This window comes from Terriglobales bacterium, from assembly GCA_035764005.1.
In the GTDB taxonomy this organism is placed as follows: Bacteria; Acidobacteriota; Terriglobia; order Terriglobales; family Acidobacteriaceae; genus Gp1-AA112.
This window is the reverse complement of the sequence record DASTZZ010000003.1, coordinates 18,263-41,727: the sequence shown is the minus strand read 5'-3', so window position 1 is coordinate 41,727 and position 23,465 is coordinate 18,263. Positions and strand designations below refer to the sequence as shown.

Here is a 23,465-nt window from a genome sequence, read left to right as displayed (position 1 = left end):
CCTTGGTAGTTTGTGATCTGGGCATGCCTTGAAATTGCCGTTTGTCTGAGGCTGACTCATTGCTGACTATCGGAGGAACTTTATGAGATTCAGAACAGGAGCCGTGGCTCTGCTGTTCTTAATGGCAAGCGCAATCGGTGCGCTGGCACAAACAACTACGATTCAGGGCTTTGTGAAAGATCCCAGCGGCCCCGTCGTTGGCGCGCAAGTGCAACTGAAGGATATCGATACCGGTCGCAAGTACACGCTGAAGACCGACAAAAAAGGCAAGTTCTTCAGTATCGGTATCACCCCGGGAAAATTCGACGTGACGGTGAGCAAGGACAACAAGGTCATCTACACTACGCAATTTCAGGCTTCGCTCAATGCACCTCAGGACGTGAATGAGCTCGATATCGATCTCACGCCCGCCCAGCCCGGACAAGCGGCGGCGCCGCCACCTCCGCAACCCGGGATGAAGCAAGAGCAGCCCAAGCTGACTGAAGAGCAGAAGAAGCAGATCGAGGAGATCAATAAGAAGAACGCCGAGATCATGAAAGAGAATGCCAAGATCGGCAATCTCAATACCCTGCTGAAGGAAGCTCAGGCGGATATGCAGGCCAAGAACTACGACCAGGCAGTCACGACGATGCAGCAGGCTGAGCAGGCAGATAATGGCCAGCATCATCAGGTCTATGGCGTGCTTGGCGCGGCATATCTGAACGACAAGAAGTATCCCGAAGCGATCGACGCACTCAATAAGGCGGTGCAACTGGCGACTGCGGGCACGGCGGCCGCAGCCCCGAACACGAAGGCGATGCTCGCTTCCTACTACGACAACCTCGGCCAGGCATATGCCAAATCGGGAAAGATTCCGGAAGCGGTGGACGCCTACAACAAGGAAGTCGAGCAGGATCCCACGCACGCTTCGCAGGCCTACTACAACGAAGGCGCGGTTCTAACCAACGCCGGTAAGACAGACGAGGCAAACGCGGCGTTTACGAAATCGATCCAGGCCGATCCTAACCACGCCGATTCGTATTACCAACGGGCGATCAACTCATTGCAGAAAGCAACGGTGGATAAGTCCGGGAAGATGGTCGCTCCTCCGGGCACGGTTGACGACTTCAACAAGTATCTCGAGTTGCAGCCGACCGGTCCGTATGCCGAAGGTGCCAAGCAGATGCTCGACAGTTTGGGCGCAAAGGTCACCACGCAGTATGGGAAGAAGAAATAGTCGAATCCGAATCCGGTAAAGGCGGCCCGCGAGGCCGCCTTTTTTGATGGATGCCTCAGGTAAAAGCACAATCTCGAATTGATAACGTACTCAACTTCGAAGAGGCGCAGCGAACGGTTTTGTCGCACGCCAATCAAGCTCGCTTCTCGCAAAAACAAATCGAGCAGGTTCCGATTTTGGATTCCCTCGGCCGAGTCCTGGCGCAGCCCATCTTGGCCGATCGTGACTTCCCGCCGTTTCCTCGTGCCACGCGCGATGGGTACGCAGTGCGCAGCGAGGACGTGGGCCGCGTCCCCGCTGGATTGAAGCTCGCGGGCGAGATCCGAGCCGGAGGCGACTTTCCTGCAGGTTTCACAAGGTTAGGCAGCGGGGAAGCCATCTCGATCATGACAGGTGCCCCGGTTCCCGGCGGAGCGGACGCAGTGGTCATGGTTGAATACACCGAGCGCGCGGGAGAGCACGTACGCGTTCTTCGGCCCGTAGCCGCCGGTGAAAACGTTGTTCCTCGCGGCAGTGAGGCTAAACGGGGAAGCTCTCTTGTTTCTCCAGGAACTGTGATTTCGCATCCTCAGATCGCATTGGCGGCATCGGCAGGCAAGCCAATGATCAACGTTTATTCGCGGCCACGAATTGCGATCTTGCCTACGGGAGATGAGATCGTCCCTATTGATGCAGAACCGGCAGCCAATCAGATTCGCAACTCCAACAGCTTTTCTGTAGCTGCGCAGGTAATCGCGAGTGGCGGCGACGCAGTGCAGCTCCCCATCGCTCCGGATGAGCGGGCACGCCTGCGAGAGTTGATTGCTCAGGGACTTGAAAGCGATCTGCTGCTGCTCAGCGGCGGTGTCTCTGCCGGGGAATATGATCTGGTGGAGGACGCACTCGCCGAGTTCGGCGCTGAGTTTCTGTTTACAGGCGTGCAGATTCAGCCTGGGAAGCCGCTTGTGTTCGGACGCGCACATCCACAATCCAATCGCGATCGCTGGACCTACTTCTTCGGACTGCCAGGCAATCCGATCTCTACAATGGTGACATTCCAGCTTTTTGGAAGGTTGTTCGTTCGAGCGCTAGCAGGAGCCTCTGCGTCCGCAGTTACCGCAAGAAAGATGCGGTTGGGAAAAGACCTAAAGACCAAAACGGGACTAACGCGCTTTCTGCCCGGCAAGATCTCCGGAGCATGGGACGATCCTGAAGTTGAGCTGCTGAGCTGGCAGGGATCCGGAGACGTAGCTGCGTTCGCTGGAGCTGATTGCCTCCTGGTGATTCCGCCCGATCGGGAAAGCTTTAAATCGGGAGAATGGATGACGACAATACCCATCGAAAACTGATGGCTCGCAAACTGTCCCATTACGATGCGAAGGGCCGAGCGCGCATGGTCGACGTCTCAGAGAAGATGCCCACAAGACGTGAGGCTGAAGCTTCCGCCTACGTTCGCATGTCAGCAGATGTTCTCGCCGCGCTGCCGCACAATCCCAAAGGCAATCCCCTCGAAGTCGCCCGGCTGGCCGGAATCATGGCTGCAAAGCGCACTTCGGAGCTGATACCAATGTGTCACCCCCTACCGCTGACCTATGTGGATGTGAGTTGTACAGTGCGCGACAATGGAATTGCTGTGCGCGCAAAGGTAAACACAACCGCGAACACCGGCGTTGAAATGGAAGCGCTGGTAGCAGCCAGCGTCGCGGCACTCACGGTTTACGACATGTGCAAGGCGCTGGGCAAAAGCATTACTATCGAGCGAGTTCAGCTGGAGCGAAAATCCGGGGGCAAGAGCGGAGAATATTCCCGCTAGCAGGGCAAAACGAGAGGCCGATAGGCAAGCATGGTTTCCAACATCCGCGTCCTGGTAGTGGACGACAATCCGATGATCGTTGGTCTGCTCAAGCAGGCGGTATCTCCGCACGCTGCCGTCGAAGCATTCTCGAATTCGGCCGAAGCTTTGCTCCGCATCGTCGAGGAGGCGCCGGATCTCGTCATTTCCGACTTCCACATGCCAGGGTTGAACGGTAAACAGCTCATCGAAAAAGTACGCACGCGATCGCAGACGGCGCGGCTACCCGCAATCCTGATTGGCACACGCAGCGAGATCAACGAGCAACTGCGCTCGATGCAGGATCAGCTGGAAGATCTGATCGAGAAGCCATTTCTCGTAAAGGAGGTTTCAGCGCGATTCAAGCGCGTTGTCGATAAGATTTCTCTGGAGAAGATGGCACGCGCGGCGCCCGGCGAGTCCGTCGTTCGCGGCAATCTCCAGCAGATGAATACGATGGACCTATTCCAGTCTCTCGAACTCGGACACAAGAATTGTCGTCTGTCTCTGAGCAACAAAAGCGAGCGTTGCGATCTGTACTTCATCGACGGCCAAATCAACCATGCGGCTTATGGCAAGCTGCGCGGCGACGATGCCGTCTTCAAAGTCCTCGCCTGGACCGAAGGACAGTTCGAGATCGACTTTACCGGCAGCAGCAACGAGCAAAGCACCACTCGTTCCACGCAGGGCTTACTGATGGAAGGTCTGCGTCTGCTGGATGAAGCCAATCGCGATGCCGAAGAAAACGTTCTCGACGCGTGAAGATTCCCGCCGCCATCATTACCGTCAGCGACTCCTGCCATAAAGGTCTTCGGCAGGACGCTTCTGGTCCGCGGCTCCGTGTTGTTTTGGCCGATGCGGGTTTCGACGTAAAGAGTTCCAGAATTATTCCGGATGACATTGAACGGATCGCCGCCACGCTACGAGAACTCTCCGCCGAAGCCCGTTTCATCGTTACTACCGGTGGTACTGGGGTTGCTGCTCGCGACGTCACTCCCGAAGCCACTCGCGCCGTCTGCGAGCGCATAATCGACGGCGTGGCTGAAGTAATGCGGCACGCAGGAATGAAACACACACCTTTTGCCGCACTCTCGCGCGGTGTTTGTGCCACTTTGGGAACATCTCTGGTTTTGAATTTGCCCGGCAATCCTGCTGGAGCAGAGCAGTCGCTCAAAACAGTTCTGCCGCTGATCTGTCACGCCCTCGATCTACTCGCAGGCAAAACCGAGCACTCTGGAGCACACTAAACCAGAGAACCGTCGGCTGGCGGCTGGGAGATGACCGGATCCTCAGCTCCAAGTGCTGAGGATGCTCCAGAATTGCACCGAGCCAGAGAAAGCGCACCGGGAACTCGCGCTCTCAGTCGGACCGTAATCCGCCTTTACAATAAAAGCTCTCCTGATTTTGAACACGATCAAGCACATCCTCTCTCGCTACACGCATTTCATCTGGTCGGTGCTGCAACCGCTTGGGTCCTGGGGTATTTTCGCTGTAGCAATCCTCGATTCCGCGGCTTTCGGCATTCCGTTGGATCCGGTGGTCGCGGGCTATGTGTATGCTCATCCGCTGAAAATCTGGTTGTACGTCTTCATGGCATCGGCTGGATCGGCCGTAGGCAGTCTCATTCCATATGGGATCGGCAGAGCAGGAGGCGAGTTGCTGCTGCTCAAGCGCATCGACCGCAAAAGCTTCGAGCGGATGCGCGATCGTTTCGAAAATCAGGAGTTCTTCGCCATGATGATTCCCGCCATGCTTCCTCCGCCTACGCCATTCAAGTTGTTCCTGCTTGGCGCGGGTGTGTTTGAGATGCGTCCCTATCTGTTCCTTCTGTCGATTTTCGTGGGCCGCGTAATCAGGTTTCTCATTTTAGGGTTTCTGGTCGTGAAGTTCGGTCCAGGGATCGTGAGCATGGTTTCGGCAGTAATGGCAAAGCATCTCGCCTGGGTCTTGGTAGGGCTTGCGGTCCTGGTTGCGCTTATCTTGTCGCACCTGCACTTCCGCAAATCGCGAACTGCCAGGAAAGAAGAACCGCCAGAAGCCGCGTGAGTACCTCCAGAAGCTGCTTGAGTAGATGTATATTTGGTTCAACTTTCACGTAAATGCGATCATCACCCCGATTGCTGCAACTCCTGATCACAGCGTTAATTTCTGCTTTGGTCTTTTTAACGCTTGGCTGCACACCGAAAATCCCGAATCAAATCACATCGCAAGAGATGGACCTCTATCGCGATTGGCTGAAACAGCGCTTCGCCAATAAAGCCCCCGAGCATCTGTACCTGGATGATCAGACATTTGTCTTCGATCCGCTGCGGCAGGAGGGTTGCGCCAAGACCCTGCACCAGAACGACGGTGTTTCGAATTCGCTGATGCATGAACTGCACAAGCTGGGCAATGCAGATTACGAGATCGACACCGCGCCGGCATCAATGCGTCTTCCCTGGCCCTATCAGGTTCTGAACGTGAGACATCTGCCTAGCGCCGCCAATGGACTGCATATGATCTCGTTTTCGCGTGTGGCCTTTAACCGCGGTGGAAGTGAGGCCTTGTTCGCAGTGAATGATCTATGCGGCCCGCAATGCGGTTCAGGCCGTGCAATATCCGCAACGAAAGAAAACGGGGCGTGGGCGTTCAAGAACTCCACTACGTGTTCCTGGAAATATTGAGCATGGCTTCCTAAACAGGAAGCAGCATCCACTTTCCAACTGTCTTTCGCAATCCGAGTTGTTCCTGCGCCTGTGCTGACCCGCTGTTAAACTTTCTCTAACCCTTGTCTGCCAAGCCACAACCCGAAGCGCGTGTGCACGTTTTTCTGATCGACGCAATGTCATTCATCTTCCGCGCGTATCACGCCATGCAGCGGCAGCGTCCAATGTCGACCCGCACCGGCATTCCGACTGCGGCTACGTTCGTCTTCGTCAACATGCTGAACAAGCTGCGCGCGGACTTTAGCCCGCAATACCTGGCGGCTGTCTTCGATGTTGCCGCGCCTACGTTCCGTGACGAGCAAGCGAAGGCAATCTCGTCGGTTAAGCGCTTCGACAGCAAGACCCAGAGCTACCAGGAAGTCGCGTATGGCGGGTATAAGGCCAACCGTACGGAGATGCCGCACGATCTGGCGCAGCAGTTGCCGTACATTCGCCGCGCGCTCGATGCCTACCGGATTCCTATTCTGGAACAGGCTGGATTCGAAGCCGACGATGTGATCGGCACGCTCGCGCACAAGGCCGTCTCTTCCGGATATCCGGTTTACGTAGTCTCTAGCGATAAGGATATGCTGCAGCTCGTGGGCAAAGACATCTGCGTGCTCAATCCTACAAAGGACAATCTGATCTGCGATGCCGCGAAAGTCGAAGAGATCCTCGGCGTGCCTCCGCAGCAGGTGATCGACGTCATGGCGTTGCGCGGCGATTCCATCGACAACATCCCTGGCGCTCCGGGAATTGGCGACAAGGGTTCCGTCGAGCTGGTCAAGCGCTTTGGTTCGGTCGAGAACGCGCTTGATCATGCCGATGAAGTCGAGCGCAAGACGTATCGCGAATCGCTCCTGAACAACCGGAATGTGGTGCTGCGCAGCAAAGAGCTGGTGACGATCGATACCAATGTTCCCGTCCACCTGAACCTCGAAACCATGCGCGCGCAGGAGCCTGATTACGAAGGCTGCCGCGAGTTGTTCAGCGAACTGGAATTCACGACGCTACTGAAGGACTTTGTACGAACAACGGACGCCAGCACCGTCGAATACGGCGAGCTCAAGAGCGCGCAACAACTTCAGAGGCTGCTCAAGAACGCGAATAAAGGAGTCGGGCTCGCGATCTGCGCTCCCGCGAGTGCTCCAGGAGCTGCCGAGCCGAGTGCAGAAGACGAACCCGAGCTTCCACTGCTGAATATCAAGCAGCAAGGCTGCGACCCTATAGAAATCGGTATTTCTGTTGAAGAGAATTCCGGTTTCAACACACGGCTGATCGATAATGCGCTTTCCAAAAGCATTGACGAGATGCTCAGTGATCCGTCGATTCCCAAAACGATACACGACTCCAAGTCTGCGTTACGACTACTCGCTGAAAGAGAAGCAACCTTGGCCGGAGTTCGCGACGACGTAATGCTCTTTTCCTATCTGCTGAATCCTACTTACAGCAGCCACACACTCCCGGAAGTCGCATTGCGCCGCTTTAATCTGCAGCTCGCAGGAACGACGCCCGAAGCTGCCGACGTTACCCTGCGCCTCGCACGCACTCTGCGTCAGGAAGTCGAAGCCGAAGACGGGCTCGTTAACGTTTACGACACTATTGACCTGCCGCTCATGCCGGTGCTGGCGCGCATGGAGGGCGTAGGAGTAAAGATCGACACGAGTGCTCTGAGCCGGATGTCGGTCGAACTGGAAAAGCAGTGCGATGCTCGCTCGAAAGAGATTCACGCCATTGCGGGCATAGAGTTCAACGTCAACTCTCCACGCCAGCTCGGGGACGTGCTCTTTAATAAGCTCGGCCTGCCTAAGCCGGTGAAGTACGGCAAAGGCAAAACCATTTCGACAGCGGTGGACGTGCTTGAAGATTTGGCGGTCGAGCACGAGATCGCGCGCAAGGTCCTCGATTTCCGTCAGCTTTCTAAGCTGAAATCCACTTATGTTGATTCGCTGCCGACACTCGTCGATTCGCGCACTGGCCGCGTCCACACGACGTTCAATCCTGCCGGAACGGCGACTGGCCGGCTTTCGTCGACCAATCCCAATCTGCAGAACATTCCGATTCGTACCGAATTGGGACGTGAGATTCGCTCGGCCTTTATCGCTGAGCCGGGAAACGTTTTGCTTTCGGCCGACTACTCACAGATCGAGCTGCGATTACTCGCGCATTTCTCGGAAGATCCATTGCTTGTCGAGGCTTACCGTCGCGAAGACGACATTCATCAGCTCACCGCAAGCGAAGTGTTCGGCGTGCCTCCTATGCTGATTACCGCTGAGCATCGCAGTCGGGCCAAAGCCGTCAACTTCGGGATCGTGTACGGCATCTCGCCTTTCGGCCTCGCGGCTCAGCTCAACATCGAGCAGAAAGAGGCTAAGAAGTACATCGAGACTTATTTCGAACGCTACAAAGGCGTGCGCGCGTTCATCGAGCGCGTGCTCGAAGAGACCCGGCGTGAGCAGCGCGTGCGTACGCTCTTTGGTCGGATCCGTCCCATTCCTGACATCAACAGCAAGAACGCCAATATGCGCGGCTTTGCCGAGCGCACTGCCGTAAACACGCCTCTGCAAGGAACGGCTGCCGATGTAATCAAACTGGCGATGATCAAAATCGATGCCGATATCACTCACCGCAAATTGCGATCTCGCATGACGCTGCAGGTTCACGACGAACTGGTCTTCGAAGTTCCCGAGAAGGAAATCGATACTATGCGTGAGCTGGTATGTGAGCACATGCAGAATGTCTACCCATTCAAAGTGCCGCTAATGGTCGATGTTGGCGTAGGGCAAAACTGGCGGGATTTGGAATAACGGTTCCGGCAAATGCACAACGGAACCGCCGGCGGTAGCCGGTGGGCGGGAGATGGCCGAATGGCCAGCTCACGTCTTAGACATTGCTGATAGCGGAACCGAGGAAGCAGGCGCAAATAGAAGCGGCTGCCCCACGGGCTACCACCGCTGGTTCCGTCACCGCTTCAACCGCCTAAGAACGGTCTGCGCTTCAGGAATTTTCAGAATTGACGTAATGCCAAAATAGAACAATCCATACGGGATGAGAATGGCAATGGCCATAAGGCGCGGTCGATGCTGCCCGATTCCCAGCTTGATGGCCCACGCTCCGGCAGCTGAAATGGCAGCCGCAATCCAGAGCTTGGCGAGAAAGGCGCTCGCTGGCTGTACAGTCCCGATCCGCTGATGAAGCTTCCAGCGCAGCAGTAGAAACTCCACCCACCCCGCGATTCCGGCGGACGCCGTCAGTCCGGCGACGCCCCAGCTCCGGCTGATACCGATCATCTGAGGTAAGCGCAGGGCGCAGAAGAGTCCCAGGACCGTGGTGAGTCCCACGCGCACCATGGCGAAGCGCAGCGGGGTGCGCGTGTCGCGAAGAGCGTAGTAGGTCGAGGAATAAAGTCGCCCGAGCGACGATGCCAATAATCCGATCGCCGATCCGGCGAGCACTGCCCAAACGTAGATTGCGTCTGAGTGCTTGAATCGTCCGCTTTGATAGATGGCAGCCGATACAATGTCGCCTAAGGCGAGAAAAGCCACCGCGGAAGGAATCACCAGAAAGGCAATCTGACGCAAAGCTCTTCCCAGTCGAGCACGAAGCTCCGCGGCAATCTCGCTCTCATTTCCAAGGGCACCTGACATTGTCGGTAGCTCAGCGGCCGAGACGCTCATGCCAAAAAGACTTATCGGCAGCGTGTATAACACCTGCGCATATCCAAAATGGGCCACAGCACCGGTCGGCAGCAGAGTCGCAATCATGGAATCGATGTAAGCGCTCAACTGCACCACACCGCGGCTGACGAGCACAGGAAAAAAATTGTGAATCACCTCGCGAACTGACGCCAATTTCAGTCCAAGCTGAACACGTAATCGGCGCACCAGGCGGAGCGTGACCGGCAGTTGCACGCCAAATTGCAAGCCGCTTCCGATCACCGATCCCCAGGCGGTGATCACTGCCAGCGAGTCTTCGGTGTGCGATCGCCCAAACGTGATCATCGTTGCGATCATCACCGCGTTCCAGGCGACTGGCGCTGCGTAAGACAGGAAGAACTTGCGGTGGCTGTTCAGGATTCCCAGACACCAGGCCGACATCACCAGCAGTCCCGCTCCGGGAAAAAAGATTCGTACGAGACGAATCGTGAGTTCGCGCTTGGCACCGTGGAACCCAGGAGCGATCGCGTCGATGATGTACGGGGTAGCGAGCACGCCGATGAGCACCAGAATTGAGGTGACCATCGCCAGCAACCCGGCGATGGCGTCGGCTAAATCGCTTGCCTCTTCCTCATTACCAGTAGCGCGCAGCCGCACATAGACAGGGATGAACGACGCCGAGAGTACGCCTTCGCCAAACAGATTTTGCAGGACGTTGGGTATGCGCACGGCAGCGCGAAAGACGTCTGCTGCGTCGGATCCGCCAAAATAGTGCGCAAATACCGTTTCCCGGAGCAGGCCAACAATTTTGCTGAGGAATATCCCCGCAGCAACCAGAGTTGCCGAGCGTCCAACACTCTCGGATGGTTTCGCCACGGACGGACTCTCTGTGGAAGACGGCATGAATGGTCCCGCAGTCAATCTAGCATCTGCTGAGCCGGCAAAGTCGCTTCGGAGCTTCCTTTATAATTACGAGTCTTTGAACATCCGGTCCTGCGCATGGACCGACTCTGGAGCGTGCGATGGCTGTTTCCGTTATGGCCGGCAATCCGGCACTGCGAGACATTCACACACAACTGAAGAACCGCATGGACAAGGCAGTCGGGGATTTCCGAAATAGCCTGCTATCGACCCGGACGGGGCGCGCGTCTGTCCATATGGTCGACAGCATCCGCGTGCCTTACTACGGCTCGGAGATGCCGCTGAATCAGATCGCGCAAGTACACGCGCCGGAGGCACAGTTGATCACCGTGCAGCCGTTCGATCCTAGCTCGCTGGCGGAGATCGAGAAGGCGCTGCGCACTTCCGACATGGGATTTAACCCGCAGAACGACGGCAAGCTCATCCGTATTCCTATCCCGCCGCTCACAGAAGAACGCCGCAAGGAATTAGTGAAGCACCTGCATAAAGTCCTTGAGGAACATCGCACTGCGATTCGCAACGTTCGCCGCGACGGCAACGATCTGATCAAGAAGGCTCTGAAGGACAAGAAAATCTCTGAAGACGATGAGAAGCGCGCTTTGGAAGAGATCCAAAAGCTTACCGATGACGAGATCAAGAAAATGGAAGAGATGAGCAAAGCGAAGGAAAAAGAAGTCATGCAGGTGTGAGAAATGCCATTTCGCGATTGCGTGATTTCGCGATTTGAGTACCAATCACGAAATCGCGAAATCAGGAAATCACGAAATTTCTTAACACTCGACATCAAGCCGCCGTTTTCCTTGACCTTCTCTCCTTCTCCGTTCTCGTACGCCCTCTCCACTCTTCCCACAATTATTCCTGCCTGAGTTGATGCTCCGGAGCAAACCTCGTTAGAATCATGGCTGCCCACCTCCTGTTTCCGACAGACCTGCGCTCGCGGGTATAGGTGTGTGCAGTTGGAGGGACGTAAGTGCTCGAAGTAGGCGCAGTAGCTCCGGATTTCGATCTTCCCGCGGTGACTGGTGATCGGCGACACCGCGTACGCCTGAGCGACTTCCGGGGAAAGAAGAACGTCGTGCTCGCGTTCTATCCACTGGATTGGACGCCGACTTGAAGCGAGCAGATGACGGCGTACAGTCATGAACTGGAGACGTTCGCCGCATATGACGCCCAGGTCATGGGCGTAAGCGTTGACTCCACCTGGAGCCACATCGCCTGGCAGGAGAAAGAAATCGGAAAGCTGCGGTATCCGCTGGCCAGCGACTTCTATCCGCACGGAGAGGTCGCGCAGAAATACGATGTCTTCCGCACCGGCGATCCCATTCCGGGAATCAACGAGCGAGCGGTATACGTAGTAGACAAGGAAGGAAAGATTGCCTTCGCGCAGCTGTATGAACTTGGGGAAGCTCCGGATAATCGTGACGTGCTTGAAATCCTGGAGAAGCTGTCCCCGCGATTGGCTCAGCCTGCGAGCAAGTGACCGTTGCCTGCCAAGTCACATTCTGCCGTCCGCATCCGCAGAAGCGACTTGGCACATGATTAAGGCTATTTGGCGGTCGATAGGGATTCCTCCGCCAACTTCAGGCGTTCGGAATGACAAACAAGAAAGTCTAACCCATCGGAGGTCGATCGGTCATGCGGAACTGTGTACGGAAGTGTTCTGAGAGCAGTCCGATAGCGTCTCGATTGCCGTCCGGATCACTCTGGGCCAGGTATTTCATAGCCTCAACCAGCAGCTTTTGACCTTCGATGTAGCGCCTGTCGCTAATGCGTGGCGCGCGACGCCGTTTTGGCGCGGGGGTTACCGGGATCGTCAGTACTCTGGCCACGGTTACGATTCCTCTATAAAGGCAAAAATTAAGGGCAAGGAGAGTAGGAAGCTAAAACCTCTACTATTCGTTGCCAGTATAGGCAACGAACTACTCTGGTGGAAGCGTTTTTCGGCGAGCCTGTGCCGGGGCCAGCAATCCGAGCCTTCACGCAGCATTGACTAGAGTCCGTAGTTTTGCCAGTAATTGCTCCGGCTCGCCTTTGCGAGCGAATGCGGCAGCGTAGGGAGCAATATCATCGGGCATCCACTGCATATCCGAGAGCACCAGAACAGGCCGTTGAGGGAACGCCTGCTGCGCCAGCCTTGCCACTTCCGGAGAACTGATTGAATCCCCCATGCGGTAGTCCATCACGATAATGTCCACGGGCTCCGATCGTGGAAACTCAAGTCGGTCATGATTCACGAGCAATGTGAGAGGACGAAAGCCTCCCCGCTCCAGAATCCATGCATACAGCTTCAGGTGCGACGGGTTGTCGTCGATGAGGAGAACAGTGGGGCCGGCGGGCACGGTAAGTAAAGTATATGTTACAAACTAACCAGCGCAATGGGTTTATGTGATAACGCTAAATCGTACAGACAACCAGAGCTGCCCACCCGCCATCCAATCCCCGAGCAGCTCTCCCTCGCACAAATTTGGCCCCAGGCTGACACTTGGGGATCGCGTCTAGCTCCGGTGTTTGGAGCAGGCTGAAACGAAGCGAATGGACTGTTCCAAACCTCCAAAACCACTCCGCAGTGTGCCGGTTGCTCTGCTACTGGCTTGTGTGTGGTCGATCGGGTATGCCCAATCCACTTCCGACGTTCAGCTCGCGCAGAGCGGCCAGGCGCCGCTGAAAGAGCTCAGCCTCGAGCAGTTGGGCAAGATTGAGGTCACCACCGCTACCAAGACCCCTGAAACGCTGTGGAAAACTCCAGCCGCAATCTATGTAATAACTCAGGAAGACATCCGCCGTTCCGGCGTGACGAGCATTCCTGAGGCGCTGCGTCTTGCGCCCGGTGTTGAAGTAGGAAGAATTGATGCCGACACTTGGGCGATCGGGATTCGAGGCCTGCAGAGCAATTTTTCGAAATCGGTACTGGTCCTCATCGATGGACGCAGCGTCTACACTCCGCTTTTCTCCGGCGTTTTTTGGGATGTGCAAGACCTTCCGCTGGAGGACATCGATCGCATTGAAGTCATCCGCGGCCCGGGTGGCACGATCTGGGGCCCCAATGCGGTAAACGGGGTAATCAACATCATCACCAAGAACGCAACCGATACCCACGGCGCAATGGTGTCGATGCTGGCCGGCAACGTCGATAAAACCGTCGCTTCCGTGCGCGTAGGCGGCGGCAACGGACAGGGATTCAACTATCGCGTCTTCGGCCGAGGATTTGTCAGGGGTCCCGAGTTTCATCAGGACGGCAACAATTTCGATCAGTGGCATCAGGAGCGCGGCGGCTTCCGCATGGATTGGGACAACCGCGCCGATACCTACACAGTGCAGGGCGACATGTATCGCGGAAGCTCTCCGCATATGGTCGGCCTCGGTACGCTCAATCCGCCCACGTTGGGGGTGCAAACCGCGGTCGATTCGGCTGTTTCGGGCGGAGACCTGCTTGCGCGCTGGCGACGCGATCTGGGCAATGGTTCCGATATCTACCTCCAGGTCTATTTCGATCGCACGCAGCGAATCGATCCTTCGCTCGGCGAATCTCGAAATACGTGGGACATTGATTTCGTGCACCGCCTCAAGGTCGGGAGTCGCAACCTTTTCTCCTACGGCGCGGGACTGCGCTGGAGCCCGTTTTACATCGAACAAACCTCGCAAACCGTCGACATTGAACCGCATAAAGACACGGATCACGTCCACAGCATTTTCTTGCAAGATGAATTGCAGATCGTCCCTAATCGCTTCTCCCTGACCGGAGGCTTAAAGCTGCAACATAACAACTTCACCGGATTCGACGCACAGCCGACCGTCCGTGCATTGTGGACTCCTTCGGAACACCGCACCTTCTGGGCTGCGGTTACACGCGCGGTGACCACGCCTTCACGTTTAGAGGAGGATTTCAACCTGACCGGAGTGGCAAGTGTGAATCCGCTTATCTTTCTGCGAGTGTCGGGAAACCCAAAGTTTCAATCTGAAACGCTGCTGGGATACGAAGGCGGATACCGACAACTCTTCGGCCAGCGCGTATACCTGGATCTTGCAGTCTTCCACAACGATTATGACAATCTACAGAGCTTCGGAGCGCCATCCACATTTCTCGAAAATACTCCGCCCGCGCCGCACCTGGTGATCGATATTCCATATGCGAACCAAATCGCCGGAGCCACAGACGGTTTCGAGATTTCGCCGAATTGGCATGTAAGGGATGCATGGCGCCTGGCTGGATCGTACTCGTTTGTCACCGCCGGCATGCATGCGACCGGCGGCACCGCGGACATCAGTTCGACGGGCTCCATCAAGACCTATGAAGGCTCTAGCCCGCGTCATCAGGTAGAAGCTCGCTCATTCCTCAACCTGCCGTTCCATTTTGAATTCGACCAGACGTATCGTTACGCGAGCGCGTTGCCGGCGCAGAATGTAAACGCGTACCAGACAATGGACGCGCGCTTCGGCTTCAACTACAGAGAACTGCAGCTCTCGCTGGCCGGGCAAAACCTGTTTCAACCGTCTCATTTCGAATGGGGCACCGGCGACCCGAATCAGGCGCTTATCGGAGTTCGTCGGGCAGTTTATGCCAGCGTGGTGTGGAATCGGAGCCGATGAGCACAGCCGCGGCCGTCGACGGAAATTCCCGCACGCGGACCCGCTATCATTCTGGCTGGATGTTCGAAAGCTTGATTCCATTTCGGAATAAAGCATGCATTCTGTTTACTTGTCTGCTGGCGTTCTGTGGCCTGGCGCATGCGGACCGTCCTTCGGAATATCAAGTCAAAGCTGCATACCTGTACAATTTCGGGAAATTCGTCAATTGGCCTGCCGATGCAGGCGCCGCCTCCGAGTTTGACGTTTGTGTTTTGGGCACAGATCCCTTTGGACCGCTGCTCGACGCCACCGTCTCTGATTCAACCATCAACGGCAAACGCGTAATCGCGAGACGTATTGGGCGCGCGCAGGACGCGGCGAGTTGCCGCGTCGTCTTCATTGCTGCTTCGGAATCACAGCGTCTGGGCAGCGATCTTGCGGTACTCAGCAAACTCCATGTGCTGACAGTGAGCGACAATGCTCATTTTCTTGAGCGCGGGGGGATGATCCAGTTCGTGCTTGAAGGCGATCGCGTTCGCTTTGCCGTGAACCTGTCTGCCGCCCAGGAAGCCGGACTGACGCTCAGCTCAGAACTGCTGAAGGTTGCGACTAAAGTGGTCGGGAACACGCAGGTGCGATGAAGATGAAGGCCGAAAAGACCACATCGATTGCACGCCGGCTTACCTGGATGAACGTCCTGGTGAGCGCGATTGCGCTTGTGGTGTGCTCAGCCGCATTCATCGCCTACGATCTGAATGTCTACTTCGATGCCATTGTTCGCAACCTCAGCGTGCAGGCGCAGATGGTCGGCTTTAACAGCGTCTCCGCACTCACGTTCAACGATCCGCAGGCAGCCGAAAAAACGCTTTCTGCTCTTTCAACCTCCGCGAACATTATCTCCGCCGGCCTGCTCACGCCGGACGGCAAGCTGTTTGCCCGTTACGCCAAGCCGGGAACGCCCGTCAATATCCCTCCTCTGCCGCAAGGCTTCGACGATCAGCACTGGTTCAAGCGCGACGAACTGTCGCTGATCCACCCAGTCATCTTTCAGGACAAGCTGACCGGTTATGTGTACATACGATCGGACCTGCATCGGCTTTACGCTCGCCTGCAACAGTATGTGCTGATCATTGTCCTTGCGCTGCTCACAGCCTTCGTCGTTGCGATGCTCGCGTCGTCGATTTTCCGCCGGGCTATCGCCCAACCGGTGATGCGACTGGCAGAAACCGCGCGAATCGTCTCGCGCGAAAAGAACTATTCCGTTCGTGCTTCTCCAACCCGCGAGCACGATGAGCTGGCTACTCTGATCGCCGCATTCAACGAAATGCTCGAACAGATCCAAACACGCGATCAGGCGTTGCGCGAGGCGCAAGGCGAACTCGAGCATCGCGTGCAGGATCGAACGCACCAGCTGGTGGCAGCCAATAAGGAACTCGAGGCGTTTTCATATTCGGTGTCGCACGATCTGCGCGCTCCGCTCGAAGTAATCAATGGCTTCAGCTATGTGCTCGAGATGGACCACGCCAACAAGCTCGATGCCGGCGGACGTGAATGCCTCAAACAAGTTCGCGTGGCGTCGCAGCGTATGGGCGAGTTGATCGAAGACCTTCTCAACCTCTCTCGAGTTGCCACAACTACTATGCATCAGGAGCGCATCAATCTGAGCGCCGTCGCGAGCAACATCGCGGATGATCTGCATCGACGCGAGCCCGAGCGCGATGTCGCATTCGTGATCGCGCCTGACGCAATTGTCAGAGGCGATCCTCGCTTCTTGCAGATCGTGCTCGAGAATCTTCTTCGCAATTCCTGGAAATACACATCGCGGCATGCGAAGGCGCGAATCGAATTTGGCGTAGAAGAGAGGCGCGGCCTTCATGTGTACTTCGTGCGCGACGATGGAGCGGGCTTCGATCCCGCTCGTGCCGGTCGTCTGTTCCAGCCGTTCCAACGGCTGCACTCTGAGGCCGAGTTCTCCGGCAACGGTGTTGGTCTCGCAACCGTTCAGCGCATCATCCAAAAGCACGGCGGCCAAATCTGGGCCACCGGATCTCCCGAACGCGGAGCAACGTTTTACTTCACGGTCGGCGAGAATCATGCTGCGGTCGTGAGTTCCAAATCGGAACAGGAAGCGCGTGTGAGCAATAGGCAGTAGGCTATAGGCAGTAGTTAACACAACTAGCTTGCTACACCCTGACTCGCAAAAAGAGAAGATTCGCTGTGCCGGTTAGCAGCCCGTTCATGGCAACCCTTATTGCTTTTGGCCTATTGCCTATTGCTTATTGCCTACTGCGTACCACTGTCCTCGTAGACTCGCGCACTCTCGCCGTGCGCGCTGTCGAACAACAGGTTCAAGCTGTCAGGACCTGCGTGGTAGAGGACAAAGCGGCTGCTCTGATCGCCATAGGCGCGGAACAATAGCTCGCCACGGCCATCACCGCTGGCATCTACCGCGTCAATGATTTCCAGCCGCGGATACACATCGAGGTGCGCATCATCGGTGATCTGCGAAAAGACTTTTCGCAAGCTGCCATCGATCTCCTCCCATGCGGCTGTGGTGATGTACTTCTTCCCGCCATTCACCATGGCAGTCGCGGAATAGACCAAAATGGGAGCATTGTCGCTGTTCACGTCGAATATCCCGAACTTTACGCTCTTAAGTTCCAGCGGGGCAGGAGTGGGAGCGAGAGTCCGCGCCTTCCTGTTCGCCGTTCTCGGCCTGGGCGCTTCGGACGGCGTACGCAATTTTTCCAGCTCTGCCTGTGTGAGCTTCTCCATTAATGCGCGAAACCGATCCGCTTCTCCGGGCTTCGTGCGATAAGTAAACGGACGCGGTTCCGGTCCACTTGCATCAGAGACAGCCACCATCATGTGCATTGCCGGAGGGACGAATTCCTTCGACGGTGCTGCCGGTTTCTTCGTTTCCGTCGCGCTGTGACGGCGCAACGTTGGGCGCTCAGGGTCGCGATCGATATTTTTGAGCACTTCGTCGGTCTGTTCCTTCGGACTCGGAGGTGGCGGAGCCCCGCGGCGCAGCTTGGGCCGCTCATCTTCAGACGGCTCGGCAGGCGCCGACGGCTTTGGAGCGCTCTTCGCCTTCGGCTCATCGCTTCCTTTTTTCGCGAATTTGCCGAGGCCGTACCAGGTGCCGTCCTGGTCGCGCGCTCCGCCCACGGTGAATGTACCGACAACATCGCCGCTCTTGAGCACGTCGTAGATGACGCCGGAGTCGATGGCCATCGGCTCCGGCTGCGCCTGATAGAGCTCAGCGTCGTAGTAGCGGCCTTCGACGAGAATTGCGACCGGCGTCAGAACCGATGTTCCCGCAGTGGGAACTGGATCATCTCCGTTCCACGTTACAACTGCGATTGCCCGCGGCCCAGCGTCCTTCTTGCGCTGCGCCTTCACCACGATCGGAGATGCAAACCAAAGTGTCACGACCGCTAGCGCGGCAACACAAAATCGGACCTTGCGATATAAATGTTCAGAACGATACTTCAAGGAATAAGCCTTCATGGAAATTGGCGACAAGGTCCCCGATACAGCGGTACCCAATCAAGATGGCCAGCCGGTAAGCCTGAAAGACTTTCGCGGCAAGCCGGTCGTACTCTTCTTCTTCCCCAAGGCCGATACCCCGGGCTGAACCATTGAGGCCTGCGGCTTTCGCGATCAGTTCGAAAAGCTGCAGCGTGCCGGCACGGTCGTGCTGGGCATATCGAAAGACTCACCGAACGCTCAAAAGAAGTTCAAAGATAAATATAGCCTGCCTTACACACTGCTCGCAGACGAGGACAAGAAGCTCTGTGAAGCATTCGGAGTGCTGAAAGAAAAGAACATGTATGGCCGCAAGACGATGGGCATCGAGCGCACCTCATTCTTGATCGACGCACAAGGCCGAATCTCGAAGATATTTCCCAAAGTAAAGCCCGAAGGCCACGCGGAAGAGGTGCTCGCAGCGCTAAAGAAGTAAGCCGTAGAACCAGAGATCCGCGACTGCAAAACGCATGGTGCCGGGAGGGGGGGTCGAACCCCCACGAGGGGTAAACCTCGGCGGATTTTGAGTCCGCTGCGTCTGCCAGTTCCGCCATCCCGGCGCGGGAGGGACAGAAACAGGTTAGCACGATGCACTTCAACGGCTACCACAACAGATCGATATCGAAACTCTCGGAGAATTCTGCTGATTGAGTGTCAGGATTTTCGGGTATATACTTTGTATATACACTGGGAGCGTCCAAATGAAAGCGCAAATGGTGAGATGGGGCAATAGTTTGGCCATACGTATTCCGAAGCCGATCACGGCCGAAGCTCGAATCAGCGAAGGAGATTACGTTGAAATAGAAGCTAGTGAAGGGCGTATCCAGCTACGGCGAGCCAGCAAAAGCAAACGATTACGCCTGGAGGATCTCGTAAGGCAGATCACTCCTGAAAACCGCTACACAGACATGAACTCTGGTCCCGAGGTGGGGCGCGAGAGGATTGAGTGGTAGGCGAATATGTTCCCGATGCGGGAGATATCGTCAGTATCGATTTCGATCCGCAAGTTGGACACGAGCAGGCGAAGCGTCGTCCCGGTCTGGTCCTCACCGACAAGCGTTACAACAGGGCGAGCGGGCTGGCCATCATTTGTCCTTTGAGAAGCCAACGCAAGCCATACCCTTTTGCACTTCCCGTTACGTTAGACAATGTGGAAGGTGCAGCCTTAATCGATCAGATCAAGAGCCTCGACTGGGCAGCACGCAGGGCAGTGTTTCAGTCTAAAGCTGAGAACAACCTTCTCACCAAAGCCCGCCAATATCTAGCTGTCCTGCTGGGAATTCGTTGATCCCGGGTCATTTTCCATTACGGAAATCAGCGGCTTATGCCGGCAGCTGCCGATAGATCTTCCTGAACTCATAGAACCCAGTCTTGCCGACGAGCCATTCGGCAGCGCGGACAGCGCCGTCGGCGAAGCCGCGACGGTTCTTTGCATCGTGCACCAGCATCATGGTGTCATTGGGGGAATCGAGCAGGATTACGTGAGTTCCCACGGTTTCGCCTTCGCGCACCGAGGTGATTTCGGGCTCAATGTGGGCTACATCGGAAAAGATTCGCTGGATCGAGACCGCTGTGCCTGAGGGTGCATCTTTCTTATGGACGTGATGGCGTTCGACGATGGTAGGCACATATCCTTGCGAACAGGACGCAGCCGCAGCGGCGGCGATCTCGAAGAAGACGTTCACTCCGATGGAGAAGTTCGAACCGTAGAGGACCGCCGCTTGTTCTTTGCGGGTCTGCTCTTCCATGCGCGGAATGTGCTGATACCAGCCCGTGGTGCCGACGACGATCGGCTTGCGAGCGTGAATGCAGGCTTCGATGTTTTCGATGACCGCTTCCGGCGTGGTGAAATCGATCAGAGCATCGACACCGTGCAGATGATCCACTCCCAACCCGCTGGCGTGCGGGTTCTCCTTGGACGTGAGCACACGAACGGAGTGTTCACGCTGTCGCGCAACCTCCTCCACCAACGCTCCGGTTTTTCCATGACCTAGCAGGAGTAGATTCATTCCGCTCTTGAGAATCATTTCACCACGGAGTCACGGAGACACGGAGTTTCTCAGAATGGCAAACGAAAAGATTCTCTCTGTGGCTCCGTGTCTCCGTGGTGAAAACGAATTAAGCAAATACCCCAGGATCGGGATTAGCGAAGAATACTTTGTGCAGCGTGCGGACGGTCTCCTCCACATCGTCTTCTTCAATCACGAAACTGATGTTAATCTCCGACGCGCCCTGGGAAATCATACGCACGTTAGTCTCCGGAAGCGCGCCAAAAACTTTGGCTGCGATCCCGCGAGTGCCGCGAATGTTCTCCCCAACCAGACAGACGATCGCTTTGCGTCCTTCGTACTTCACATCCGCGAGCTTCTCGAGGTCGGCTGCAATCGCTGGGATGGCTTCAGTGGAATCGACCGTTAGCGAGATGCTCACCTCCGAAGTCGAAACCATGTCCACCGGGCATCGATGATGGTCGAAGACTTCGAAGATGTTTTTCAGGAAGCCGTGGGCCATGAGCATTCGCGTGGCGACCACGTCGACGATGGTGATCCGTCGCTTGGCCGCGATCGCTTTGAAGTAATTGCGGCATTGCGGTGCGCGGGCCGTGATTCGCGTGCCTTCGCAGGTGGGATTACGCGAGTTGAGTACAAAAACGGGAATGTCTTTCTGCACGGCAGGAAGCAGCGTGGCTGGATGAAGAACTTTCGCCCCGAAGTAAGCCAGTTCGGCAGCTTCCTCGAAGCTGATGGTACGGATACGGTGCGCGTCGGGGCAGATGCGCGGGTCGGTGGTCATCATGCCATCGACATCGGTCCAGATTTCGATCGACTGAGCATCGAGTCCAGCGCCCACGATGGCAGCGGTGAAGTCGGAGCCTCCTCGCCCTAGAGTCGTGGTGACACCTTCGCGCGTACTGCCGATAAAACCTCCCATTATGGGAATCTGTTTGCGGTCAAGCAAGGGGCGGACATGATGGGCGAGGCGCACATCAATTTCGGGAAATAGAGGAACAGCTTTGGTGTGATTCGAATCGGTGACCACGCACTGGCGCGAATCGACGTGCGCAGCCGGCAGGTCGCGGCGGAGAAATGCCGCCGTCACCATGCGGCTGGAGATGCGTTCGCCGAACGAAGCGATCAAATCCGTAGTGCGAGGGGTGAGCTCGCCGACAGCAGCGATACCGCGCAGCAGTTCGTCGAGCGCATCGAAGTCGCTTTCGAGCTCAGAATGGAACTGGGTAAAAACGGCACTGCCGAGAAGTTCGCCCGCAGTCGAGTAATGCCGCTCGCGCAGTCCGCGCGAAAGCTGTAGCGCTTTTTCACGATCGCCTTCGCCGGCCGCGCGGCCTGCAGCGAGAAGCTGATCGGTGACCTTCGACATGGCGCTGACCACGATGGCGGGTGCACGCTCGCGTCGTTCGGCAACGATCTTCGCAGCGCGATCAATCGCGGCGGAATCCTCCACCGAGGTCCCGCCGAATTTCATGACGATCATTGCGAAACCCAGGATCGAACACGGAGGTCACGGAGGACGCTGAGGTGATCCGTAGACGATAGCCGGCTTCGTTTAACCTGAAACTGCGGGAAGTTGCTCAATAAGGCTCCGGGATGACAACGTGTCTGTTTTTGAATCCTAGCCCTACTTTGTTTTCGAGCTTTTGTCTTTTTACCCCTCTGTGTCCTCCGTGCCCTCCGTGTTCAAATCCGGCTAGTCGAGATACCCATCGTGCCTGAGCAGTTCGGCATTCAGCAGGGCTGCGCCGGCGGCGCCGCGGATAGTGTTGTGCGAGAGCACGGTGAACTTCCAGTCGAGCAGGCTGCATGGACGAAGCCGTCCCACTACAGCACTCATGCCGTTTCCACGATTCACGTCGAGCCGCGGCTGTGGACGATCGGTGCCGCTGTTGTAAATCACCGGTTGCTGCGGAGCAGTGGGCAGTGAAATTTCCTGCGGACGCGACCGGAAATCCGACCACGCCTCTAGGATCTCCTGCTCTTCGGCAGCTTTCTTCAGCTTGATGGAAACCGATTCCGTGTGTCCATCTTCCACAGCCACGCGATTGCATTGCGCACTGATTTTGAATCCGGCTGCCTTGACCGATCCATTGTGAAGATCGCCAAGCAGCTTCTTGGTTTCGGCTTCGAGTTTCTCTTCTTCTTTCGAGATGAACGGGATCACGTTGCCGAGGATGTCGAGCGAGGCCACGCCCGGATATCCCGCGCCGCTGACAGCCTGCATGGTGGCGACGAACACAGCTTCGATCCCGAATTTGCGATGGAGTGGTGCGAGTGCCATGACCAAGCCGATTGCCGAACAGTTGGGATTCGTGGCGATGAATCCGCCATTGCGCTTGCGCGTAGGCTGCTTCTCGATCAGCTTGAGGTGATCGCCATTCACTTCGGGAATCACCAGTGGCACGTCTTCATGCATGCGGAAGGCACTGGAGTTCGTGATCACCGCATGGCCAGCTTCGGCGAACTTCGGCTCAAGCTCTTTTGCGATGCCTGCATCCAGGGCAGCAAAGATCACCTTGGGCGCTCCGTCTGGGGTGGCATCTGACACACGCATTTTGGCCACCTTCTCGGGGATGGGCGTGTTCAGCTTCCAGCGCGCGGCCTCCGCATATGGCAAGCCTGATGAACGCTCGGAAGCCGCGAGCCACGCGACCTCAAACCACGGATGGTGCTCAAGCAACTGCACGAAGCGCTGACCGACCATGCCGGTCGCGCCCAGGACTCCTATAGGGATCTTATTCGGCATTTCTGATTAATTTTCTACAGTAGCAGAACAGGTGGTGATTTCACCACGAAGCCCCTTCGGACGCTGAAAAGGCGAGCGCGGGCAATGCCGGACAGGGACTCATTCATTTTTCTCCGGTTCGTCACCATTATTACGGTATTCGTCCCCTCAATATTCGTTCAGGCCCTGACAACGATGATTTGCCCATGCTACGCTGCGCGGCCTAATAAGAAGTCGCGTCTCCACTGACGCGAGCCGCCACGGCGCGGCGAAGTGCTCGCTTTCATAGTCGTCTGGATTCTTAGTCAGCGTCTTCTGGCGTTGAAAATTTCTGGAGGGACGAA

At 56.4% G+C, this 23,465-nt stretch carries 22 protein-coding genes and 1 tRNA gene; 15 read left to right on the top strand and 8 right to left on the bottom strand.

Going from position 1 to position 23,465, the window contains the following annotated elements:
* Positions 1-82: 82 nt before the first annotated feature.
* The 8 genes from VFU50_00215 (at position 83) to polA (ending at position 8,517) form a co-directional block, all read left to right on the top strand.
* Positions 83-1,216, top strand: coding sequence for a tetratricopeptide repeat protein (locus VFU50_00215; protein ID HEU5231250.1), 1,134 nt, complete (start codon positions 83-85; stop codon positions 1,214-1,216).
* 50 nt (positions 1,217-1,266) lie between these two features.
* On the top strand, positions 1,267-2,544 hold the full coding sequence (gene glp / locus VFU50_00210) for a gephyrin-like molybdotransferase Glp (GenBank protein ID HEU5231249.1): 1,278 nt from the start codon (positions 1,267-1,269) through the stop codon (positions 2,542-2,544).
* Complete coding sequence (gene moaC, locus VFU50_00205; protein ID HEU5231248.1) at positions 2,544-3,008, top strand: cyclic pyranopterin monophosphate synthase MoaC; 465 nt, start codon at positions 2,544-2,546, stop codon at positions 3,006-3,008. Before glp ends, moaC begins: the two co-directional genes overlap by 1 nt.
* Positions 3,009-3,038: 30 nt before the next feature.
* Positions 3,039-3,788, top strand: a complete 750-nt coding sequence (locus VFU50_00200) for a response regulator (protein ID HEU5231247.1) — start codon at positions 3,039-3,041, stop codon at positions 3,786-3,788.
* Positions 3,785-4,273, top strand: a complete 489-nt coding sequence (locus VFU50_00195; GenBank protein HEU5231246.1) for a MogA/MoaB family molybdenum cofactor biosynthesis protein — start codon at positions 3,785-3,787, stop codon at positions 4,271-4,273. The genes VFU50_00200 and VFU50_00195 overlap by 4 nt, the downstream gene beginning before the upstream one ends.
* 157 nt (positions 4,274-4,430) lie before the next feature.
* Positions 4,431-5,072: a VTT domain-containing protein gene (locus VFU50_00190; protein ID HEU5231245.1), complete on the top strand. Its 642-nt coding sequence runs from the start codon at positions 4,431-4,433 to the stop codon at positions 5,070-5,072.
* Between the two features lie 53 nt (positions 5,073-5,125).
* Complete coding sequence (locus VFU50_00185; GenBank protein HEU5231244.1) at positions 5,126-5,689, top strand: hypothetical protein; 564 nt, start codon at positions 5,126-5,128, stop codon at positions 5,687-5,689.
* Between the two features lie 104 nt (positions 5,690-5,793).
* Positions 5,794-8,517 carry a DNA polymerase I gene (polA, locus tag VFU50_00180; protein ID HEU5231243.1) on the top strand — a complete coding sequence of 908 codons (2,724 nt, stop codon included), beginning with the start codon at positions 5,794-5,796 and terminating at the stop codon, positions 8,515-8,517.
* A gap of 156 nt (positions 8,518-8,673) precedes the next feature.
* On the opposite strand, the gene murJ is transcribed toward polA, so the two are convergent.
* Positions 8,674-10,242 carry a murein biosynthesis integral membrane protein MurJ gene (murJ, locus tag VFU50_00175; GenBank protein ID HEU5231242.1) on the bottom strand — a complete coding sequence of 523 codons (1,569 nt, stop codon included), beginning with the start codon at positions 10,240-10,242 and terminating at the stop codon, positions 8,674-8,676.
* A 146-nt stretch (positions 10,243-10,388) separates the two neighbouring features.
* On the opposite strand from murJ, the gene frr reads away from it, so the two are divergent.
* Positions 10,389-10,976: a ribosome recycling factor gene (frr, locus tag VFU50_00170; protein HEU5231241.1), complete on the top strand. Its 588-nt coding sequence runs from the start codon at positions 10,389-10,391 to the stop codon at positions 10,974-10,976.
* 281 nt (positions 10,977-11,257) lie between these two features.
* Positions 11,258-11,767 (top strand): peroxiredoxin, encoded by a 510-nt coding sequence (locus VFU50_00165; protein HEU5231240.1) that lies wholly within the window; start codon positions 11,258-11,260, stop codon positions 11,765-11,767.
* A 130-nt stretch (positions 11,768-11,897) separates the two neighbouring features.
* On the opposite strand, the gene VFU50_00160 is transcribed toward VFU50_00165, so the two are convergent.
* The gene (locus VFU50_00160) at positions 11,898-12,116 is read right to left on the bottom strand and encodes a hypothetical protein (protein ID HEU5231239.1); all 219 of its coding nucleotides are present in this window, start codon (positions 12,114-12,116) and stop codon (positions 11,898-11,900) included.
* 147 nt (positions 12,117-12,263) lie between these two features.
* A complete protein-coding gene (locus VFU50_00155) occupies positions 12,264-12,626 on the bottom strand; it encodes a response regulator (protein ID HEU5231238.1) in 363 nt (120 codons plus the stop codon).
* Positions 12,627-12,819: 193 nt separating this feature from the next.
* Between VFU50_00155 and VFU50_00150 the strand changes: the two genes are divergently transcribed.
* Genes VFU50_00150 through VFU50_00140 form a run of 3 tightly spaced genes read left to right on the top strand, consistent with a single transcriptional unit; the run spans position 12,820 to position 17,005 of the window.
* The gene (locus tag VFU50_00150; protein ID HEU5231237.1) at positions 12,820-14,874 is read left to right on the top strand and encodes a TonB-dependent receptor plug domain-containing protein; all 2,055 of its coding nucleotides are present in this window, start codon (positions 12,820-12,822) and stop codon (positions 14,872-14,874) included.
* Positions 14,871-15,494 carry a YfiR family protein gene (locus tag VFU50_00145; protein ID HEU5231236.1) on the top strand — a complete coding sequence of 208 codons (624 nt, stop codon included), beginning with the start codon at positions 14,871-14,873 and terminating at the stop codon, positions 15,492-15,494. Before VFU50_00150 ends, VFU50_00145 begins: the two co-directional genes overlap by 4 nt.
* Positions 15,491-17,005, top strand: a complete 1,515-nt coding sequence (locus VFU50_00140) for an ATP-binding protein (GenBank protein ID HEU5231235.1) — start codon at positions 15,491-15,493, stop codon at positions 17,003-17,005. Before VFU50_00145 ends, VFU50_00140 begins: the two co-directional genes overlap by 4 nt.
* Before the next feature lie 131 nt (positions 17,006-17,136).
* Here the strand turns inward: VFU50_00140 and VFU50_00135 are convergent, their stop codons facing one another.
* Positions 17,137-18,366, bottom strand: a complete 1,230-nt coding sequence (locus VFU50_00135; GenBank protein HEU5231234.1) for a hypothetical protein — start codon at positions 18,364-18,366, stop codon at positions 17,137-17,139.
* Here VFU50_00135 and bcp point away from each other — a divergent pair.
* Positions 18,365-18,820: a thioredoxin-dependent thiol peroxidase gene (bcp, locus tag VFU50_00130; protein ID HEU5231233.1), complete on the top strand. Its 456-nt coding sequence runs from the start codon at positions 18,365-18,367 to the stop codon at positions 18,818-18,820. The genes VFU50_00135 and bcp overlap by 2 nt on opposite strands.
* Before the next feature lie 35 nt (positions 18,821-18,855).
* Here the strand turns inward: bcp and VFU50_00125 are convergent.
* Positions 18,856-18,944, bottom strand: a tRNA-Leu gene (locus VFU50_00125).
* Positions 18,945-19,330: 386 nt separating this feature from the next.
* Between VFU50_00125 and VFU50_00120 the strand changes: the two genes are divergently transcribed.
* On the top strand, positions 19,331-19,672 hold the full coding sequence (locus VFU50_00120; GenBank protein HEU5231232.1) for a type II toxin-antitoxin system PemK/MazF family toxin: 342 nt from the start codon (positions 19,331-19,333) through the stop codon (positions 19,670-19,672).
* A gap of 34 nt (positions 19,673-19,706) precedes the next feature.
* Here VFU50_00120 and VFU50_00115 read toward each other — a convergent pair whose 3' ends face one another.
* The 3 genes from VFU50_00115 to asd all read right to left on the bottom strand — a co-directional run bounded on the left by VFU50_00115 (position 19,707) and on the right by asd (position 23,142).
* Complete coding sequence (locus VFU50_00115; protein HEU5231231.1) at positions 19,707-20,411, bottom strand: dihydrodipicolinate reductase C-terminal domain-containing protein; 705 nt, start codon at positions 20,409-20,411, stop codon at positions 19,707-19,709.
* A 91-nt stretch (positions 20,412-20,502) separates the two neighbouring features.
* Positions 20,503-21,876 carry a lysine-sensitive aspartokinase 3 gene (gene lysC, locus VFU50_00110; GenBank protein ID HEU5231230.1) on the bottom strand — a complete coding sequence of 458 codons (1,374 nt, stop codon included), beginning with the start codon at positions 21,874-21,876 and terminating at the stop codon, positions 20,503-20,505.
* A gap of 213 nt (positions 21,877-22,089) precedes the next feature.
* Positions 22,090-23,142, bottom strand: coding sequence for an aspartate-semialdehyde dehydrogenase (gene asd, locus VFU50_00105; GenBank protein HEU5231229.1), 1,053 nt, complete (start codon positions 23,140-23,142; stop codon positions 22,090-22,092).
* Positions 23,143-23,465 lie beyond the last annotated feature (323 nt).

Bases quoted from the DNA above. Each gene is read 5' to 3' on its own strand.
- frr (HEU5231241.1), top strand. From the start codon at position 10,389: ATGGCTGTTTCCGTTATGGCCGGCAATCCGGCACTGCGAGACATTCAC.
- VFU50_00215 (HEU5231250.1), top strand. From the start codon at position 83: ATGAGATTCAGAACAGGAGCCGTGGCTCTGCTGTTCTTAATGGCAAGC.
- asd (HEU5231229.1), bottom strand. From the start codon at position 23,142: ATGCCGAATAAGATCCCTATAGGAGTCCTGGGCGCGACCGGCATGGTC.
- VFU50_00200 (HEU5231247.1), top strand. From the start codon at position 3,039: ATGGTTTCCAACATCCGCGTCCTGGTAGTGGACGACAATCCGATGATC.
- VFU50_00115 (HEU5231231.1), bottom strand. From the start codon at position 20,411: ATGATTCTCAAGAGCGGAATGAATCTACTCCTGCTAGGTCATGGAAAA.
- glp (HEU5231249.1), top strand. From the start codon at position 1,267: ATGCCTCAGGTAAAAGCACAATCTCGAATTGATAACGTACTCAACTTC.
- VFU50_00140 (HEU5231235.1), top strand. From the start codon at position 15,491: ATGAAGATGAAGGCCGAAAAGACCACATCGATTGCACGCCGGCTTACC.
- VFU50_00135 (HEU5231234.1), bottom strand. From the start codon at position 18,366: ATGAAGGCTTATTCCTTGAAGTATCGTTCTGAACATTTATATCGCAAG.
- VFU50_00150 (HEU5231237.1), top strand. From the start codon at position 12,820: ATGGACTGTTCCAAACCTCCAAAACCACTCCGCAGTGTGCCGGTTGCT.
- lysC (HEU5231230.1), bottom strand. From the start codon at position 21,876: ATGATCGTCATGAAATTCGGCGGGACCTCGGTGGAGGATTCCGCCGCG.
- VFU50_00185 (HEU5231244.1), top strand. From the start codon at position 5,126: ATGCGATCATCACCCCGATTGCTGCAACTCCTGATCACAGCGTTAATT.
- moaC (HEU5231248.1), top strand. From the start codon at position 2,544: ATGGCTCGCAAACTGTCCCATTACGATGCGAAGGGCCGAGCGCGCATG.
- VFU50_00145 (HEU5231236.1), top strand. From the start codon at position 14,871: ATGAGCACAGCCGCGGCCGTCGACGGAAATTCCCGCACGCGGACCCGC.